The sequence below is a fragment of the Rathayibacter sp. CAU 1779 genome (assembly GCF_054551755.1).
Genome location: NZ_JBTOLK010000004.1, coordinates 239,961 through 256,908, shown reverse-complemented (window position 1 = coordinate 256,908; position 16,948 = coordinate 239,961). Strand labels below are relative to the sequence as shown.

Here is a 16,948-nt window from a genome sequence, read left to right as displayed (position 1 = left end):
TTCGTCGCCCGTGAGCTGGGGTGTACGTCCGCATGACCGGTGAAGTCACGTTCGCAGAGCTGACGACGATGCGCGTCGGCGGTCCTGCGCTGAACCTCGTGACAGCGAGGGACGAGCAGGAGCTGATCGCGCTCACCGCCGACGCCTACGCCAGCGGTGGGCCCGTGCTGTTGCTCGGCGGCGGATCCAACACCGTCGTGAGCGATGACGGCTTCGACGGCACGGTGGTGCGGATCGCGACGCGTGGTGTCGAGCACGTGCCTGGTGGATCCCATCCGGATGCCGTGCGCGTGCGCGTGCAGGCCGGCGAGAGCTGGGACGGGCTCGTCGCCCTCGCCGGGCGCAACCGCTGGGCGGGGATCGAGGCGCTGTCCGGTATCCCCGGCAGTGTGGGCGCCGCCCCGGTGCAGAACATCGGTGCGTACGGGCAGGAGCTCAGCTCCGTGCTCGTCGCGGTCGACTTCCTCGACGCGGCCACCGGCGACGTGCGCCGCATGACCGCCGCGGACCTCGAGCTCGGTTATCGCACCTCGGTGCTCAAGCGCGGACTCGAGGGCGTGGTGATCGCGGTCGAGCTGGAGCTGACGCAGCGCCCCGAGGTGGGCGCAGCGCTCGCCGAGCCGATCGCGTACGCGCAGCTGGCGAACGCCCTCGCCGTCGAGGTCGGCACGCAGGTGTCGCTCGGGGAGATCCGGCGCACGGTGCTGTCGCTGCGGGCGTCGAAGGGGATGGTGCTGGATCCCGATGACCCCGACTCCGTGAGCGCCGGGTCGTTCTTCACCAACCCCATTGTCTCGACGCATTTTGCGCGCACACTGCCGTCCGATGCGCCCCGCTGGCCGCTCGCCGAAGAGGAGCCGGATCTTGTCGCACGGCTCGACGGCTCGACGGCGGAGGAGAGCACGGCGGTCGGGATCCTCGCGGATGCCGCTGCCGACCGGGAGCGGCACCGCACGCGCTCGGAATCCGCGGGGGTGAAGCTCAGCGCGGCCTGGCTCATCGAGCACGCCGGGATCACCCGTGGCTTCGGGCTGCCGGGATCTCGCGCGGCCATCTCGAGTAAGCACACGCTCGCGATCACGAACCGGGGCGGGGCATCCGCTCTGGAGGTCGCCCAGCTTGCGTCGTACGTGCAGTCGCGCGTGCAGTCCGAGTTCGGGGTGCTGCTGCACCCGGAGCCGGTGCTGGTGGGGCTCGAACTCTAGACCTTCGCTGGTCGTGCCCGCCGCCTCATCGCCGCTTGCGTGCCCCCCACCCCCCACCCGGCGAGTGCGAAGAAAACGTCCTTCCTGTGAATTCGAAGGACGTTTCTGCACACTCGCCGGGGTGTCGACGAGTGGGAACGGGCGGACCAGTTGGACGGCCTCAGCGGCTCCGCTCCGCGGCGCGACGCTGCGCCCCGCGGATGGCGGAGAGCCCAGCGAGCAAGAGCACGAACGCTCCGACGACCACTACGGCGACCACGGCGAATCCGGCCGGCGTGAGCGAATTCGTCCAGTCCTCGAACCAGCGCGCAGCGGCGGGGACCGCGGTCAGCGCGATGAGCGCGGCAGAGGCGAGGATCACGATCAGGCCCCAAGCGATGGCACCGGAACGCACCCGGGGGCGGGCGGGGGCGCCGGCATCCGCGGCGGAGCCCATGCCGAGCAGCGTATCCATCGGGGTGGTGGCGGCCGAGGCCGTTGAGGAGTCGACCCATCCCGGGGCCTCGGTACCTCGAGCCCCGGCATCCCGAGCCTCGGCACCCTGCGTGCCGGCGCCCGGAGTGCTTCCGGTCAGGGGCGTGCCAGCGGGTGTGATCAACGGCGCCGTGCCGAGGCGTTCGGTGTCGGCATCCTGACTCGAGTGACCGCCCGAACCCGACGGCTCGGACTCTTGGCCCGAGGCCCAGGATCCGGCGTCGGAGCTCAGGGGGACGGTCGGGAGAGTGGGGTTCTCGTCAGCGTCACCGATGCTGTGTGGATCCGTCGAGGCGGCGCGGCCATCGGCGTCATCGGAGTCGTGTCGTGTGGAGTCGGACATCGGTCGTCCTTTCGTGAGGTCGTCGTGCCGGCCTGGGCCGGCCGGATCGGGTGCGCTGATCGCGTCGCTTGGTGTCATCCGCGCATCAGTCGGAGGACGGCAGGTACCTGATGGTCACGTTGCCCGCACCCTGATCGATGTGCACGTTCGCCTGCGCCGGGCCGTCGCCGAGCACGTACGTGTGCGTGCCGTTGGACGGGTCGACCTTCGCGGCCGGAAGGGTGTTGTCGCCGCTCCCGTCGATCGGGTCTCTCAACGCGTCGATGTCGCTTCCCGGCGTGTGCTGCACGATGGTGATCCGTGCTGTGACGTCCCCGGAGACGACGACTGTGACCTCGCCCGCGGACTGCGTGACGTCGGCGACGTAGGAGCCCGTCGACTCGTAGCGCAGCTGCGTCGACCCCACCGGCTGGTAGATGTGCACCGAGCTGGCATCCGTGTACGACACCGCCGGCCAGACGAGTCCGCCACCGCGGGGCGGCAGAGCCGTGCCGATCGCGAGCAGCACGAGCACGATCGAGACGAACGAGAGGAATCCGCTTCGCCTGCGCAGGATGCCCGCCGTCACGATCCCGATACCGGTCACCGTGGCAGCGCCGGCAATTCCGATCGGCAGTGCGTACGCGGCACCTGAGCCCGTCAGTGCGACGGCACCCGCGACGCCCCCGCCGATGAGTGCCAGACCGAGGACGATGAAGACGTAAGCAGCGCTCGTGCGCGGATTCGCGGCCCGTCGTCGCCGACGCGCCTCCTCCGCCTCCGCGGTCAGTACGGCGGCCTGTGCGCGGAGCTCGGCGGATCGCTGCGCGCGGATCGCCCTGGCATCCTCCTGCTGAGCGGTCCACGCCGCGTAGTCCGCACGCCACGCATCCTGTCGGGCGCGCCAGTCGGCCATGTCGGTCGCGTCCTGCTGCGTCTCCTGCTGTGCGCTCTGCGGGGTCGATGCCGGGGCGGCGCCTGCGGAACCCGAATCCGTGGCGCCGCCGCCGGCATCCGTCAGTGAAGTCGATGACGTGAATGGTCCAGTCGTCGCGGCCGTCGCAGCCCCCGCTGCTGACGCGGCTCCGCCTCCCGCCGCAGCGTCGGCCGTCGGGGCGGGTGAAGACCACGAGCCCTGAGTCGTGCCGTATCCGCTTCGGCTTGTCGCGGAAGGGTCATACGACTGCTGGGGCGAAGTCGGGGGGATACGCCCATTGCGCACAGCCCACACGATGAACGCGACGATGAGGCCGATGATCAGCAGGCCCCAGAGCGCTCGGCCGAGGGTGGCGAACCAGGAGAATCCGCTCCAGAACTGGGCGCCGGTCCACCAGAAGCCCTGCGAGAACGGCAGGAATGCGAACAAGGCGATCACGATAATGCCGACCATTGCCGGTTCGAAATGCCCTCTGATCAGGCGTTCCAGATGGATATCGCCGTTCCGGTCCGGCAGCATCAGCCAAGCGGCCGCATAGACCAGGAGTGCGGGTCCGCCGAGAAGGGCGATGACGACGGCGATGCCGCGCACGATGAGCGGATCGATGCCCAGCCTGGCGGCGATGCCGCCGCAGACTCCACCGATCCATCCGTTGCCGCGTGCGATGCCCAGGCTGCGGAGCCAGCCGAAGAATCGTGCGGAGTTCTCGCCGGATGCCGCCCTCCGGGCATCCGGGGAAGGCGGGGGAGTGCTGCTGTGATCCGACATACCTCGATCGTGCCGGACCGGCGGAGCCCGCCGCGATCGGGGATGCCCCTGATCCGTCCCTGAGATCCGCCCCCGAGGGATCCGGCCGCGACCCTCGGATGATTGGATGCCAGTATGTCCACCCGGTCCTCTCCCGCGCCCGATTCCGGTGGGTCGGCGGGGCGCGGGCGCGGTACCGGTGCGTCGGCTCGGGATGCGCGCGCTACGGGTGGGCATGGTGCTGCGGCACCTGGCACAGTCCAGCGTCCGCCGCTGATGCGCCCGCGGGACAGCGTGCTCGGCGGCGTGTGTGTCGCCACGGCGCGCCACCTCGGATGGGGTGTGACGGCCACCCGCTGGCTCGCGGTGGGGCTGGCGCTGTGCGGCGGGGCGGGCATCCTGCTCTACGGATGGCTGTGGGCGCTCACACCACTCGAGCCCGAGGCGGACGGCACCCACGGGATCGTGCACCGCCGCGTCTCCGTGCCGTGGATACTGGTGGCTCTCGCCGGGGCGTTCGCACTCATCGTGTTCGGTCTCGGCGGCGCGTTCCGTGCCGGCGAGGTCGCCCCGACCGCGCTGCTGCCCGCGATCACGGGGGCGATCGTCTTCGGCGCGGCAGCCGTCGTCTGGGACCAGCTCGTCGACGCGCAGGCGCCGCGCACGCCCACGGCCGCACGATGGCTCAGGATCTCCAGCGGCGCCGTGCTCGTCGCGGTCGGCTTCCTCGGCCCCTTCGCCTGGGGCAGCGCGGCACCTGGCTGGGCATGGCTGCTGTTCGTCGCCGCGCTGCTGGCCGGTGTCGCGGTCCTCGCCGGTCCATGGGCGCTGCGGCTCTGGCGGGAGCTCATCGCCGAGCGCACCAAGCGCGTGCGCGAGGAGGAGCGTGCCGAGATGGCTGCGCACCTGCACGATTCGGTGCTGCAGACGCTGGCGCTCATCCAGACGCGGGCGGGGGCCTCGAGCGAGGTTGCGCGCCTGGCGAGGGCGCAGGAGCGAGAGCTGCGGGAGTGGCTGTACTCGGGCGAGGCGCGGGTCGACAGCGACCTTGTCACCGATCTGCGCAACGTGGCTGCAGCTCTCGAGCTGGACTATCCGGTGCGGTTCGACGTCGTCGCCGTGGGGGAGACGAGCGAGCGGTCCACCGGCGAGGTGGCTGCAGCGGCGAGGGAGGCGATGGCGAACGCCGCACGCCACGCCGGCGGCGACGTGAGCGTCTACATCGAGAGCACGGCGACCGCACTCGACGTCTTCGTGCGCGACCGCGGTCCCGGCTTCTCGCTGGATGGCGTTCCCGTCGACCGCATGGGGGTGCGAGAGTCGATCCTGGGACGGATGCGCCGCGCGGGCGGAACGGCATCCGTGCGCACCGCAGAGGGTGAAGGCACCGAGGTGCGTCTGCACTACGAGTACGGCGAGGAGCGCGCGTGAGCGAGAACGGCGATGGGGCCTCATCCGACCAGCGGATCCCGGTCGGTTCCGCCGACCGCGTCCCGGCCCAGGCGGCCGACGTCGCCCACCCCGCAGTCGACCCGACAGTCGGCGATGCCGAGTCGGCAGCCGACGTGACGGTCGTCATCGTCGACGACCACTCGATCTTCCGCTCGGGGCTGCGTGCTGACCTCGGTGACGGCATCCGCGTGATCGGCGAAGCGGATGCCGTCGACTCCGCCATCGCGACCGTCACCTCCCTGCACCCCGACGTCGTGCTCCTCGACGTGCACCTGCCAGGCGGATCCGGTGGAGGCGGCGCCGAGGTCGTGCGCCGCGCCGCACCCCACGTTCCTGCCACGCGGTTCCTCGCGCTCAGCGTCTCCGACTCCGCCGAGGACGTGGTCGCGGTCATCCGCGCCGGCGCTCGCGGATACATCACCAAGGGCAGCTCCGGCGCCGACGTCACACGCGCCGTGCACGCGGTGGCGGGAGGGGATGCGGTCTTCTCGCCTCGGCTCGCCGGGTTCGTGCTGGATGCGTTCGGCGCGGCATCCGGGGAGCAGGCGGAGAGCGTCGACGAGCTCGACCGCCTCACCGCACGGGAGCGCGAGGTGATGCGGCTCATCGCCCGCGGATACGCCTACAAAGAGGTCGCGGGGGAGCTGTTCATCTCGGTCAAGACCGTCGAGACCCATGTGTCGGCAGTGCGGCGCAAACTGCAGTTCTCGTCCCGCCACGAACTCATGGCTTGGGCGCTCGCGCGAAGGCTTCTCTGAGTTGTTCTGCGCGCCGGTCCCCGCCCGGCGCGCCGCAGTTGGGTTCTTGGGATGGTTGTGTTCGGCGGCGTACAAGCCGCCGCCTTGTGGGGCGTGTTGCGGTTGTGGGGTGGTGCCGGTCCCCGTCCGGCGTGCCGCGGTCGAGGTTCTTGGGATGGTTGTGTTCGGCGGCGTACAAGCCGCCGCCTTGTGGAGCGTGTTGCGGTTGTGGGGTGGTGCCGGTCCCCGTCCGGCGTGCCGCGGTCGAGGTTCTTGGGATGGTTCGCTCGGTGGAGGTACGGGTCGCCGCCTTGTGGAGCGTGTTGCGGTTGTGGGGTGGTGCCGGTCCCCGTCCGGTGTGCCGCGGTCGGTTTTTCGGGATGGTTGTGTTCGGCCGTTGTGGTGGCCGCTTCCGCACGGCCACGGTGTGTGATCGTAGCGACGGGTACAGGCTGCGATCACGCGAACCGGCCGGAATGAGCGGAGGGGTCGCGCGGCTTTGCACAAGACGGCCCGGCTCGCCTACACTTGACCGAGGTTGTTGAAGTCAGCCAAGCTTTTTGCGCCCTTTTTATTGGACGCGAGAGGGACTGGTGACGACGCCCCTCCCCGAGTCCGCCGGTCACCGATCCAGCGTTCACCCAGGGTGGGACCGTCAGGATTTCTTCGCCGAAGGGCGGTGGCTCAATTGGTAGAGCAGCGGTCTCCAAAACCGCAGGTTGCAGGTTCGAGTCCTGTCCGCCCTGCAAGTCGGTGCTGTGGCTCCGACCCACGAAAGGTATGAGGTGGCCCGAAAAGTCATCGACGAGCCCAGCGAGGATGTCGTCGCGAACGCCAAGAAGGAGCGGGATGCCAAGCGCAACCCCTTCTCTCGGATCGCGCTCTTCATCCGGCAGGTGTTCGGCGAACTCCGCAAGGTGGTCACGCCGACGCGCAAGGAGCTGTTCAGCTACACGGGTGTTGTGCTGGTCTTCGTGATCATCATGATGGCGATCGTGTACGGACTCGACCAGCTCTTCTCGTGGCTCGTCATCCTCGTCTTCGGAACTTCTGGCTCCTGACAGCCGACAGGCCGGCGGGGGTGCGAGTCGCGTGACGACGGGCCTGAGATGAATCGGCGGCGCGGACCGTACCGCGCAACAACAGGAATGGATAGGGATCGAACAAGTGTCTGAACGAGAGCGCGACGACGTCGACTGGGCGACCGCTGCCGAACAGGCCGCGGGAGACGACGAAGCCCAGGAGGGCAACGAGTTGGCAGCCGAGGAGAAGTCGGTGGATGCCGCCGAACGTGAGGCGCTGCACGTGACCGACGCCGACGGCAACGAGATCGACCTGGATGCCGTCCTCGACGCGATGGCGGAGACCGCCGACCCCGAGGCTGACGCCGTCGTGGACGACGCACTCGAGATCGACGACGCCGACGAGGCGGAGGCCGCGTTCGAGGCGATCGAGGACGAAGACGAGGTCGACGGGGATTCCGCCGAGGGTGAGGCATCAGCGGAGGACGCCGACGAGGCCGATGACGTCGAGGTCGACCCGTACGACGAATTCAAGCGCGAACTGCGCTACCTGCCGGGCAAGTGGTATGTCATCCACTCGTACGCCGGATTCGAGCGTCGCGTGAAGCAGAACCTCGCGAACCGCACCACCACCATGGGCATGGAGGACTACATCTTCCAGGTCGAGGTGCCGATGGAAGACGTCGTCGAGATCAAGAACGGCCAGCGCAAGATGGTCAACCGCGTGCGCATCCCCGGCTACGTGCTGGTGCGCATGGACCTCAACGAGGACAGCTGGTCCGTCGTTCGCCACACACCGGGCGTCACCGGATTCGTGGGCAACGCCCACAACCCGACGCCGTTGCGCTTTGACGAGGCGTTCAACATGCTCAAGTCCCTGGTGCAGGTCGAGCCGGCTCAGACCGGCAAGGCCGCTGGGGGCAAGGGTCAGAAGGCCGCCGCTCGCGTCGCGCCCATCGAGGTCGACTTCGAGATCGGCGAGACCATCACCATCAAGGAAGGCTCGTTCGCCGGCCTGCCCGGTTCGATCAGCGAGATCAAGCCGGAGAGCGGCAAGCTCACCGTCCTCGTCTCGCTCTTCGAGCGCGAGACTCCGGTCGAGCTCAGCTTCGACCAGGTCACCAAGCAGTAGCAGACTCTGCACGAAGGGGCCGCGCACCGTCGAGGTGGGCGGCCTCTTCGCCTGTGTGGCGCAAGCCGGCCACGGCGCCCGGCTCGACGTGTTCCGTCTTCAGGACGGGCGCGGATCCGGCCGCATAGAGTCGCCGGCTTGCGCCCTGTCCTGAAGTGGGAACGCGCAGAGGGACGCCCGGGGCCAGAGATGTCCGGGACGCCTGGGACGCTCGCGCTACTGCGGATGGCGAGGCCGCGCATCCGCATCAGGTAAGATTGTGTGGTTTGTGCGTCAGCACAGGCTTCACCACGCCCCGGAAAGGCCGGGACCGTGGGAGAGCGGAAGCCATGGCATCCGCTCGAGGAAAGGAAAATCAATGGCACCGAAGAAGAAGGTCACGGGTCTGATCAAGCTTCAGATCAAGGCCGGCGCCGCCAACCCCGCCCCGCCGATCGGTCCGGCGCTGGGTCAGCACGGCGTCAACATCATGGAGTTCTGCAAGGCGTACAACGCCGCGACCGAGTCGCAGCGCGGCAACGTCATCCCGGTGGAGATCACCGTCTACGAGGACCGTTCGTTCACGTTCGTCCTGAAGACCCCGCCGGCTGCCGAGCTCATCAAGAAGGCCGCAGGCGTGGCCAAGGGATCCGGCGTTCCGCACACCACCAAGGTGGGCAAGCTGACCGCGGCCCAGGTTCGTGAGATCGCCGAGGCGAAGATGGTCGACCTCAACGCGAACGACCTCGACGCGGCATCCAAGATCATCGCCGGCACCGCCCGCTCCATGGGCATCACGGTCGAGTAGGAAAGGTAGGTCAGAAAATGGCACAGAAGTCCAAGGCCTACCGGGCCGCAGCAGCCAAGATCGAAGACGGCAAGCTCTACAGCCCCGACGAGGCCGTCGCGCTCGCACGCGAGACCGGTTCGGCGAAGTTCAACTCGACCGTCGAGGTCGCCCTCAAGCTCGGCGTCGACCCGCGCAAGGCAGACCAGATGGTGCGCGGCACCGTCATCCTGCCGCACGGCACGGGCAAGACCGCCCGCGTGATCGTCTTCGCGACGGGACCCGCAGCCGAGGCCGCCATCGCGGCCGGTGCTGACGAGGTCGGCGGCGACGAGCTCATCGAGCGCGTCGCAGGCGGCTGGACCGACTTCGATTCCGCGGTCTCCACCCCCGAGCTCATGGGCAAGGTCGGTCGTCTCGGTAAGGTGCTCGGCCCGCGCGGCCTGATGCCGAACCCGAAGACCGGCACCGTGACCCCGAACGTGGCCAAGGCCGTCGAGGACATCAAGGGCGGAAAGATCGAGTTCCGCGTCGACAAGCACGCCAACGTGCACTTCGTCGTCGGCAAGGCCGGCTTCACGTCGGAGCAGCTCCAGGAGAACCTGAAGACCGCCCTCGACGAGGTCGTTCGCCTCAAGCCGTCGGCGGCCAAGGGCCGCTACATCCAGAAGGGCGCCGTGTCGACCACGTTCGGCCCCGGCATCCCGCTGGACGTCAACGCGATCTAGGCATCGGCTCGTCTCGAGCATCACGAAGGGCCCCGCGCGAGCGGGGCCCTTCGTGATTTTCACGCGGGATCATCTCCCGCCGATCAGGCGTTGATGCCGACGATCGTGATCCAGTGCAGGTTGAGCACGATCCACAGCACGGTCAGCACGAGTGCGATGATTGCGACCGCCAGGTTGAGCCGGCCGGCGATCATCGCGACGACCAACACGATCAGCAGCACGATCGCCAAGGTGAGCGATCCGAACGGGATGCCAGGCACGAACAGAGAGAGCAGGAACAGTGCGGCGACGATGATCTCGATGATGCCGAGCACGGAGGTCCCGCGACCGCGCACACGCAGGATGCCATCGATCACGCCGAGTGCACCGGCGCCGACGCCGATGAGGAGCAGCCAAGACAGGGTGAACATGTCCGCCTTTCGGTAGTGACCCGACCAGGTCATCCCCGGTCGGGACGCCCCGCTCGGGAATATCGGGAACGATGTCTGCGGGGCTTCGCCAGGCTAGCGACATCCGGTCACCAGGGGCGGAAGACCGCATGGGGCTTCCATCGCTACGATTCGACCCGCTATGTCGCGCTCCTGCGCCGATGTGATTCCGATCGATGTCATTCCCGTGCCCCCCTTGTGAGGGGCGTGTGTGCGGGCATAGCGTTCGAATCACGTGCGCCCGAGGGGTGGCGCACGAGCGAATCGAAGGGAATCGATCGGATGACGATACGAGTCGGCCGGGCGGCGCTCACAAGGCGCACGACGGCCATACTCTCTGCGGCGGCGTGCATTGTGGCACTGTCGGCCGTGGGCATGCCCGCCGCACAGGCGGCGACACGGGTCGACTACGCGGGCTCCGTGCCCACCTGGGCGACGAGTGCCAACGACACGGGAGCCGCAGCGGCGGACACCACGGTCGAGGGCGAGATCTATTTGAACCTCAGGGACGAGCAGGGTGCGGCGAAGCTCGCTCTCGCCGTCTCCACTCCTGGCAACCGGCAGTACCGGCACTGGCTCAATCCGAACCAGTGGATCAACACGTACTCGCCGACCCAGAGGGACTACAAAGCCGCCGTCGCGTACCTGCAGTCGCAGGGCCTGACGATCACCGGTACGCCCGCGAGCCGGCTGTACGTGGTCTTCCGCGGAACGACGGATCAGCTGAACGCGGCCTTCGGAACGACTCTGCACTCGTACGCGCACAGCGGTCGCCAGCTGATCGCGCCGTCGACGGTGCCGTCGCTGCCCGCCGCGGTCGGAGCATCCGTGAGCGCGGTCAGTCTCGACCAGTCGCGCACCCTGACGCGGCCCGATTCGATTCAGCAGGGCGACATCCCGGCCTCCTCGAGCACCGTCGCGCCGCAGGCGCGGTCGTTCGCCGCCGCGACACCGACCGTCGATGCGCCGTGCTCGACCTACTGGGGTCAGAACACGGTGACGGTGCCGCCCGCGTACAACGGGCAGACGCAGTATCCGACGAACATCTGCGGGTACGTGCCCAGTCAGCTCCGCTCCGCCTACAACCTCGACACCTGGTCGAAGCTCGGCGTGAACGGCTCGGGGCAGACAGTCGCGATCATCGATGCATACGCATCGCCGAGCATCCTCGCCGACGTCAACCAGTACTCGGCGCAGAACGGCGAGCCGGCGATGGCGAAGGGTCAGTACTCGCAGATCGTGCCCGATCCCAGCCAGTTCACCGATCAGGAACTCTGCCAGGAACCCAGCGGGTGGCAGAGCGAGCAGACTCTCGACGTCGAATCGGTTCACGCCATCGCCCCGAAGGCGAACGTGCTCTACGTCGGCGGATACAACTGCGGCGGCGGACTCGACATCGCGATGTCGACCATCCTCGACAAGAAGCTCGCGAACATCGTGAGCAACAGCTACGGCAACGTCGGTGAGGATGTCCCTGCCGACGTCATCGCGGGCGAGCAGAACATCCACCTGCAGGCCGCGGCCGAGGGCGTAGGTCTCTACTTCTCCAGCGGTGACAACGGAGACGAGGCGGATGCGCTCGGCTACGCCTCGCCGGACTTCCCGGCATCCTCGCCCTACGTCACCTCGGTCGGCGGCACGTCGATCGGCGTCGACAAGAAGGGCAAGCTGGCCATGGAGGTCGGTTGGGGTGTGCAGGGCGACGTGATCGTGAAGGATGACGCCGGCAACCTCCAGTACACCGATCCCGTTCCGGGGTCGCTGTTCGCCGGCGGTGCCGGTGGTGGCGTCAGCGCGGTGAACGCGGAACCCGCCTACCAGAAGGGCGTCGTGCCGGATTCGCTCGCGAAGGGTCACCGCGTCTCGCCGGATCTCGGCGCCTTGGCCGATCCCTACACCGGGTTCGAGATCGGCTTCCAGCCGATCGTCGACGACTCGACGCTGGAGACCGGCCCGTATGTGAACGAGACGTACGGCGGAACCTCGCTGGCGACCCCGCTCACGGCTGCGCAGATCGCACTCGCTCAGCAGCTGACCCACACGACGATCGGGTTCGCGAACCCGACGCTGTACGGCCTGAACCGCATCGCTCCGTCGGCGTTCCGCGATGTGCAGCCGCCGGCGCAGCCGGTCGCGGTCGTCTACACGAGCAGCACGAGCGGGCGATCGTTCCTGATGACCCTCAACACGGACACCTCGCTGACGGTCACCAAGGGCTACGACGACGTCACGGGGATGGGTGCGATCTCGTTCGATCTCGCCCACCTGTTGGCGCTCGGCAGACACTGATGCACGAGGTCGCCTAGCGCACCAGGGGCCGGTCCTTCGGGGCCGGCCCCTGGTGTCTGCACCGATGCGCAGGTGATGGCGATGCGCGGCATCTTCCCTGGCGTCAGGCGTCAGGCGTCAGGCGTCAGGCATCCGCCGTCCGGCGGTGTCCCCAGCGGCGTGCTGATCGCGGGTCCCTGACCACAACCGCCTGTCGTGCTGGGTCGGTCGCGGCCGTAGGCTGGCGCGCATGGGGGATGTGACCGAGTACTACGCGACGCTGCCCGCTGAGGTGCGCGCGCTGTTCGACGGCATCCGTCGACGAGCGCTGGAACTCGTGCCCGACGCCGTCGAGGGCCGCAGCTACGGCATGCCGGCGCTGCTCTACCGCGGCAAGGGGTTGCTGTCGACGATGCAGGCCAAGACTCACCTGGCCGTCTATCCGTTCAGCGGAAAGGTCGTCTCGCAGGTGGCGGATCGTCTTTCCGGATTCTCGATGTCGACCGGGACCGTCCGCTTCAGCGTCGACCATCCGCTGCCCGCCGATGTGGTGGATGACCTCATCCGCCTGCGGATGCACGAGATCGACGCCGCGTGAGCGACCCGCGGGAAGCAGGCCGGCGGATCCCGGCCGGGACGTCCGCATCGGCATCCGCCCCGGCCCCGGCGCCGGACCCGATGCACTTCGACGGGCGCGTCGACGACTACGAGAGTGCACGGCCGCCGTATCCGTCAGCGCTTTGGGAGACGTTGCGCACCCACGGTCTGCTGCAACCCGGGCTGCGCGCTCTGGACCTGGGCGCGGGCACGGGGTTGGCGACCGGTCCGCTTCTGGATGCCGGATTGCAGGTGACCGCTGTGGAGCCGGGGGAGCGGCTCGCCGAGCGGTTGCGGATGCGCTACCCCGCGGCATCCGTCGTGGTCTCGCGCGCCGAAGACCTCGACCTTCCGGGTGCCTCGTTCGACGTGGTCGTCGCGGCGACCGCCGTGCACTGGTTCGACCTCGACATCGTGCTGCACATCGTGGAGCGACTCCTGACGCCGCAGGGGACGTTCGCCGTGTGGCGCAACGTGTTCGGCGACCCGGACGTGGCGACGCCGTTCCGCGATCGGGTCGAGACGATCGTGCGACGGCGTGCATCGCAACCTGCTCGGCGCGGTGCACTGCAACCGTCCCGGCGACTCCCGGATGCCGAGAACATGGACGCCACCGCCGAGCGACTGACCCGCGACGGAGCGTTCCTGGTCGAGTCGGCGACGACCTATCGCTGGAGCATGGAGCTGGACGCGGACCGGGTGGAGCGACTGTTCGGCACCTTCAGCGACTGGTCGCAGGATGAGGTGGCGCAGGCCGGCGCAGCCGTCCGAGAGCTGGGCGGAACGGTGCAGGAGCACTACCAGTCGTGGCTGATCCTGGTCCGCCCGCTGCGGAGCTGACCGTCAACCACCAGCCGTGAGCACCGATCGGCCGGCGCCGATCATCCGATGCGGATCAGCTTCTTGTTCACGAACTCGTCCGCGCCGAGGCGGCCAAGCTCGCGTCCGGTGCCGGAGCGCTTGACGCCTCCGAACGGAAGCTCGACGCCGTCAGCGAGCACGAGGTTCACGAACACCATGCCCGCGTCGATGCGGTCGGCCACGCGCTGAGCCTGCTCCGGATCCGTGGTGTACAGGTACGACCCGAGGCCGAACGGGATGTCGTTGGCGATCGCGATCGCCTCGTCCTCGTCGGCGGCCCGGTAGACGGAGGCGACCGGTCCGAAGAACTCTTCGCGGCGCACGGGATTGTCCGCGCCGATGTCGGTGAGCACGATCGGTGCGAAGAAGTTGCCGTTGCGCTCGCCGGTGGCGTGCAGCGTGGCTCCGGATGCGACGGCTCGGTCGAGCTGATCCTGCAGCCGGTCCGCGGCGGCGGTCGACGAGAGGGGGCCGAGCTTGGCCTCCTCGCTCGTCGGATCGCTCGGCTGGGATTCCGCCAGCTTGGCCGTCAGCTTCTCCACGAACGGCTCGTACAGGTCGTCCACGACGATGAACCGCTTGGCGGCGTTGCAGGACTGGCCGCTGTTGTCGAGGCGTGCGGCAGCGGCGTCTTCGGCGACCTTGTCGAGGTCGTCGGCGGACAGCACGATGAACGGATCGGATCCGCCCAGCTCGAGCACGACCTTCTTCAGATTGCGGCCTGCGATCTCGGCGACAGCGGCGCCCGCGCGCTCGGACCCCGTGAGCGAGATCCCTTGCACGCGCGGATCCGCGATGACGTGCTCGATCTGGGCGTTCGTGGCGAAGATGTTGACGTAGGCGCCGTCGGGGAACCCCGCGTCCTGGAAGATCCGCTCGATGGCGAGGGCGGACTCCGGGCATTGCGGCGCGTGCTTCAGCAGGATGCTGTTGCCGATGACGAGGTTCGGCCCGGCGAACCGCGCCACCTGGTAGTAGGGGAAGTTCCACGGCATGATCCCGAGCAGCACGCCCAGCGGGCTCCGACGGATGACCGCGCTGCCTTCGCCCGCGAGCAGCGGGATGGGCTCGTCCTCGAGGACCTTCGGGGAGACATCCGCGTAGTACCGGTAGATGTCGGCGGCGAAGTCCACCTCGCCGTATGCCTGCTCGATCGGCTTGCCCATCTCGCGCACGATGATGGTCGCGAGCTCGTCCCGCCGCTCCGAGTGCAGGTCGCCGACCCTGCGGATGAGCTCCGCGCGTTCCGCAGGCGTCGAGGTGCGGCCCCAGCCGCGGTAGGCGGCATCCGCTCGCCCGATCGCCTCGCCCAACTGCTCGTCGGTGATGGTCGGGTATTCCTTGACGGTCTCACCCGTCGCGGGGTTTACCACGGCGTAGTCGCTCATGGGAGTCCTTTCTCCGGCTGCAACGTCGCGGCAGGATCCGCTACGACGTCGTGCGATACGGATGCCGTCGGCCGGCTTTGTGCGCCGGCGCGGCATCCGCTTCCACCTTACGGTTCGTCGCACGTGTCGGCCTCGCCGCTCCGCTGTCCCGTCGTGTCGGTTCCGGGCCCGTGTCACGACACAACGGGACAGCGGAGCCAGAGGTGGCGGTGGACCGTTGGATCAGTGAGCTGCCTCGCCGCCCTCCGCGACGGGCGCGTGTGCCTGCAGGAACTCGTACACCTCGGTCTCGTCCACGCCGGGGAAGCTGCCGGTCGGCAGCGCCGCGAGGAGTGACGTGGGGGTGCGCGCTGCCGGCCAGGCGTTGGCGGCCCACGCCTCGGCGAGCTCGGGCGGCGCGGTGCGGCAGCACGACTCGTCCGGGCACAGCGAGCGTGCCCTGTTCGTCGTCTCCCGGCCGCGGAACCAGCCGACGTGCGCGAACGGCACGCCCACGCTCACCGAGTACTCGCCCTCCTTGGCCTTCTCGATGCGCGAGGTGCACCAGTATGTGCCGGTCGGCGTGTCCGTGTACTGGTACCAGGGGCTGAAGCGGTCGGATGCCTCGAACACCGTTCGCGCCGTCCAGTTGCGACACACCGTCGTGCCCTCGACTGCACCGGTGGCATCAGAGGGAAAGCGCACGGAGTCGTTCTCGTACGCCTTGATGATGGTGCCGGACTCGTGCACCTTCATGAAGTGCACCGGGATCCCAAGTCGTGTGGTCGCCAGGTTGGTGAAACGGTGCGCCGCGGTCTCGTACGACACCGCGAACGCGTCGCGGAGGTCTTCCATGGAGATGCGGCGAAGGTTCTTGGCCTCGGAGAGCAGGCCGACGGCATCCTTCTCGGGCAGCAGGATGGCGGCCGTCAGGTAGTTGGTCTCCACGCGCTGGCGCAGGAAGTCGGCATAGCTGCGCGGCTCGTCGTGCCCGAGCACCTGGCTCGCGAGCGCCTGCAGCACCGGCGAGCGGGAGTCGCGGGACGACGACTGCTGCACCGGCAGGTAGATGCGGTGGTTGCGCTTGTCGGTCACCGACCTGGTCGCATACGGCAGGTCGCTCACGTAGTGCAGCGTGAAGCCGAGGCGCCCGGCGATGTCGCTGACGGTCTGCTGCGACACGGGTCCGCCGGTGTGGCCGGCGGCTGTCAGGAGCTCGGTGGCCCGCCGCTCGAGCTCCGGATAGTAGTTGTCGCGATCGCGCATCTCGCGGCGCAGCTCCGCGTTCGCGCGCCGCGCCTCCTCGGGCGTCGACGCGCGCTCGCGGTGCAACCGCTCGATCTCGCCGTGCAGTCCGAGCAGCGCCTTCAGCACGTCGTCGCTCATCCCCTTGGACGCGCGGATGCCCGGCAGCCCCAGCGAGGCGAACACCGGTCCGCGCACGGCCCGCTCCACAGCGATCTCCAGTGCCGCGCGTTCCGTCGGCGCATCGGGTCGCATGAGCTCGTCGACGGATGTCTGCAGCGCGTTCGCGATGGATCGCAGCATCGTCAGCCGCGGCTCGCGCTTGCCGTTCTCGATCATCGAGACCTGGGACGGTGCCCGGTCGACGGCCGCGGCCAGCTGGTCGAGCGTGAGGCCCAGGTGCTGCCGGCGCTCGCGGATGCGACGGCCGAGCGTGAGCGCATCCAGCTCGTCGCTGCCGCGCTGTTCCGGTGCAGCGCCCTGGGCGCTCCGCTGGTGGGCGGTGTGGGCGTGGATGCCCTGCTGGCGAGCGTTCTGCGCGGGAGTGGCGCGTGCGTGATCCGCGGTGATCATGAACCGATGCTGCCATCGTGCGCCTGGGCATCCGCTCGACGGAGAGCAGAAGAACCGTCGTTCTTCTGCGTTCGGGGGAGGAGTCCG

General features: G+C 68.8%; 15 protein-coding genes and 1 tRNA gene. 11 read left to right on the top strand and 5 right to left on the bottom strand.

Annotated features, from left to right (window positions below):
* Positions 1–32 precede the first annotated feature (32 nt).
* Entirely contained in the window at positions 33–1,205 is a 1,173-nt protein-coding gene (locus ACX9R5_RS17360; protein WP_459410310.1) for a UDP-N-acetylmuramate dehydrogenase, read from the top strand.
* A gap of 160 nt (positions 1,206–1,365) precedes the next feature.
* On the opposite strand, the gene ACX9R5_RS17355 is transcribed toward ACX9R5_RS17360, so the two are convergent.
* Together ACX9R5_RS17355 and ACX9R5_RS17350 are read right to left on the bottom strand one after the other, a co-directional pair.
* Positions 1,366–2,022 (bottom strand): hypothetical protein, encoded by a 657-nt coding sequence (locus tag ACX9R5_RS17355; RefSeq protein WP_459410309.1) that lies wholly within the window; start codon positions 2,020–2,022, stop codon positions 1,366–1,368.
* Positions 2,023–2,107: 85 nt separating this feature from the next.
* Positions 2,108–3,706 carry a PspC domain-containing protein gene (locus ACX9R5_RS17350; protein ID WP_459410308.1) on the bottom strand — a complete coding sequence of 533 codons (1,599 nt, stop codon included), beginning with the start codon at positions 3,704–3,706 and terminating at the stop codon, positions 2,108–2,110.
* Positions 3,707–3,961: 255 nt separating this feature from the next.
* Between ACX9R5_RS17350 and ACX9R5_RS17345 the strand changes: the two genes are divergently transcribed.
* From ACX9R5_RS17345 to rplA, 7 genes are all read left to right on the top strand, one after another.
* Positions 3,962–5,116: a PspC domain-containing protein gene (locus tag ACX9R5_RS17345; RefSeq protein WP_459410307.1), complete on the top strand. Its 1,155-nt coding sequence runs from the start codon at positions 3,962–3,964 to the stop codon at positions 5,114–5,116.
* Positions 5,117–5,250: 134 nt separating this feature from the next.
* Positions 5,251–5,895 (top strand): LuxR C-terminal-related transcriptional regulator, encoded by a 645-nt coding sequence (locus tag ACX9R5_RS17340; protein ID WP_459410372.1) that lies wholly within the window; start codon positions 5,251–5,253, stop codon positions 5,893–5,895.
* Positions 5,896–6,547: 652 nt separating this feature from the next.
* A tRNA-Trp gene (locus tag ACX9R5_RS17335) sits at positions 6,548–6,620 on the top strand.
* Positions 6,621–6,659: 39 nt separating this feature from the next.
* Positions 6,660–6,935 (top strand): preprotein translocase subunit SecE, encoded by a 276-nt coding sequence (secE, locus tag ACX9R5_RS17330; protein ID WP_170027425.1) that lies wholly within the window; start codon positions 6,660–6,662, stop codon positions 6,933–6,935.
* 106 nt (positions 6,936–7,041) lie between these two features.
* Positions 7,042–8,028, top strand: a complete 987-nt coding sequence (gene nusG, locus ACX9R5_RS17325; protein ID WP_459410306.1) for a transcription termination/antitermination protein NusG — start codon at positions 7,042–7,044, stop codon at positions 8,026–8,028.
* Positions 8,029–8,386: 358 nt separating this feature from the next.
* Positions 8,387–8,815, top strand: a complete 429-nt coding sequence (gene rplK / locus ACX9R5_RS17320; RefSeq protein ID WP_459410305.1) for a 50S ribosomal protein L11 — start codon at positions 8,387–8,389, stop codon at positions 8,813–8,815.
* 17 nt (positions 8,816–8,832) lie between these two features.
* On the top strand, positions 8,833–9,522 hold the full coding sequence (gene rplA / locus ACX9R5_RS17315) for a 50S ribosomal protein L1 (RefSeq protein ID WP_459410304.1): 690 nt from the start codon (positions 8,833–8,835) through the stop codon (positions 9,520–9,522).
* 83 nt (positions 9,523–9,605) lie between these two features.
* Here the strand turns inward: rplA and ACX9R5_RS17310 are convergent, their stop codons facing one another.
* Positions 9,606–9,932, bottom strand: a complete 327-nt coding sequence (locus tag ACX9R5_RS17310) for a hypothetical protein (RefSeq protein ID WP_459410303.1) — start codon at positions 9,930–9,932, stop codon at positions 9,606–9,608.
* Positions 9,933–10,325: 393 nt separating this feature from the next.
* Here ACX9R5_RS17310 and ACX9R5_RS17305 point away from each other — a divergent pair, with 393 nt between their 5' ends.
* The 3 genes from ACX9R5_RS17305 to ACX9R5_RS17295 all read left to right on the top strand — a co-directional run bounded on the left by ACX9R5_RS17305 (position 10,326) and on the right by ACX9R5_RS17295 (position 13,655).
* Positions 10,326–12,239: a S53 family peptidase gene (locus ACX9R5_RS17305; protein WP_459410302.1), complete on the top strand. Its 1,914-nt coding sequence runs from the start codon at positions 10,326–10,328 to the stop codon at positions 12,237–12,239.
* Positions 12,240–12,468: 229 nt separating this feature from the next.
* A complete protein-coding gene (locus ACX9R5_RS17300; protein WP_459410301.1) occupies positions 12,469–12,816 on the top strand; it encodes an iron chaperone in 348 nt (115 codons plus the stop codon).
* Entirely contained in the window at positions 12,813–13,655 is an 843-nt protein-coding gene (locus ACX9R5_RS17295) for a class I SAM-dependent methyltransferase (RefSeq protein WP_459410300.1), read from the top strand. The genes ACX9R5_RS17300 and ACX9R5_RS17295 overlap by 4 nt, the downstream gene beginning before the upstream one ends.
* A gap of 41 nt (positions 13,656–13,696) precedes the next feature.
* On the opposite strand, the gene ACX9R5_RS17290 is transcribed toward ACX9R5_RS17295, so the two are convergent.
* Both ACX9R5_RS17290 and ACX9R5_RS17285 read right to left on the bottom strand, forming a co-directional pair.
* Positions 13,697–15,064 (bottom strand): NAD-dependent succinate-semialdehyde dehydrogenase, encoded by a 1,368-nt coding sequence (locus tag ACX9R5_RS17290; protein ID WP_459410299.1) that lies wholly within the window; start codon positions 15,062–15,064, stop codon positions 13,697–13,699.
* 222 nt (positions 15,065–15,286) lie between these two features.
* Positions 15,287–16,861, bottom strand: a complete 1,575-nt coding sequence (locus ACX9R5_RS17285) for a helix-turn-helix domain-containing protein (RefSeq protein ID WP_459410298.1) — start codon at positions 16,859–16,861, stop codon at positions 15,287–15,289.
* Positions 16,862–16,948: the final 87 nt, after the last annotated feature.

Coding starts and splice junctions, on each gene's coding strand:
- ACX9R5_RS17360 (WP_459410310.1), top strand. CDS start 33: ATGACCGGTGAAGTCACGTTCGCAGAGCTGACGACGATGCGCGTCGGC.
- ACX9R5_RS17355 (WP_459410309.1), bottom strand. CDS start 2,022: ATGTCCGACTCCACACGACACGACTCCGATGACGCCGATGGCCGCGCC.
- ACX9R5_RS17350 (WP_459410308.1), bottom strand. CDS start 3,706: ATGTCGGATCACAGCAGCACTCCCCCGCCTTCCCCGGATGCCCGGAGG.
- ACX9R5_RS17345 (WP_459410307.1), top strand. CDS start 3,962: ATGCGCCCGCGGGACAGCGTGCTCGGCGGCGTGTGTGTCGCCACGGCG.
- rplK (WP_459410305.1), top strand. CDS start 8,387: ATGGCACCGAAGAAGAAGGTCACGGGTCTGATCAAGCTTCAGATCAAG.
- rplA (WP_459410304.1), top strand. CDS start 8,833: ATGGCACAGAAGTCCAAGGCCTACCGGGCCGCAGCAGCCAAGATCGAA.
- ACX9R5_RS17310 (WP_459410303.1), bottom strand. CDS start 9,932: ATGTTCACCCTGTCTTGGCTGCTCCTCATCGGCGTCGGCGCCGGTGCA.
- ACX9R5_RS17305 (WP_459410302.1), top strand. CDS start 10,326: ATGCCCGCCGCACAGGCGGCGACACGGGTCGACTACGCGGGCTCCGTG.
- ACX9R5_RS17300 (WP_459410301.1), top strand. CDS start 12,469: ATGGGGGATGTGACCGAGTACTACGCGACGCTGCCCGCTGAGGTGCGC.
- ACX9R5_RS17290 (WP_459410299.1), bottom strand. CDS start 15,064: ATGAGCGACTACGCCGTGGTAAACCCCGCGACGGGTGAGACCGTCAAG.
- ACX9R5_RS17285 (WP_459410298.1), bottom strand. CDS start 16,861: ATGATCACCGCGGATCACGCACGCGCCACTCCCGCGCAGAACGCTCGC.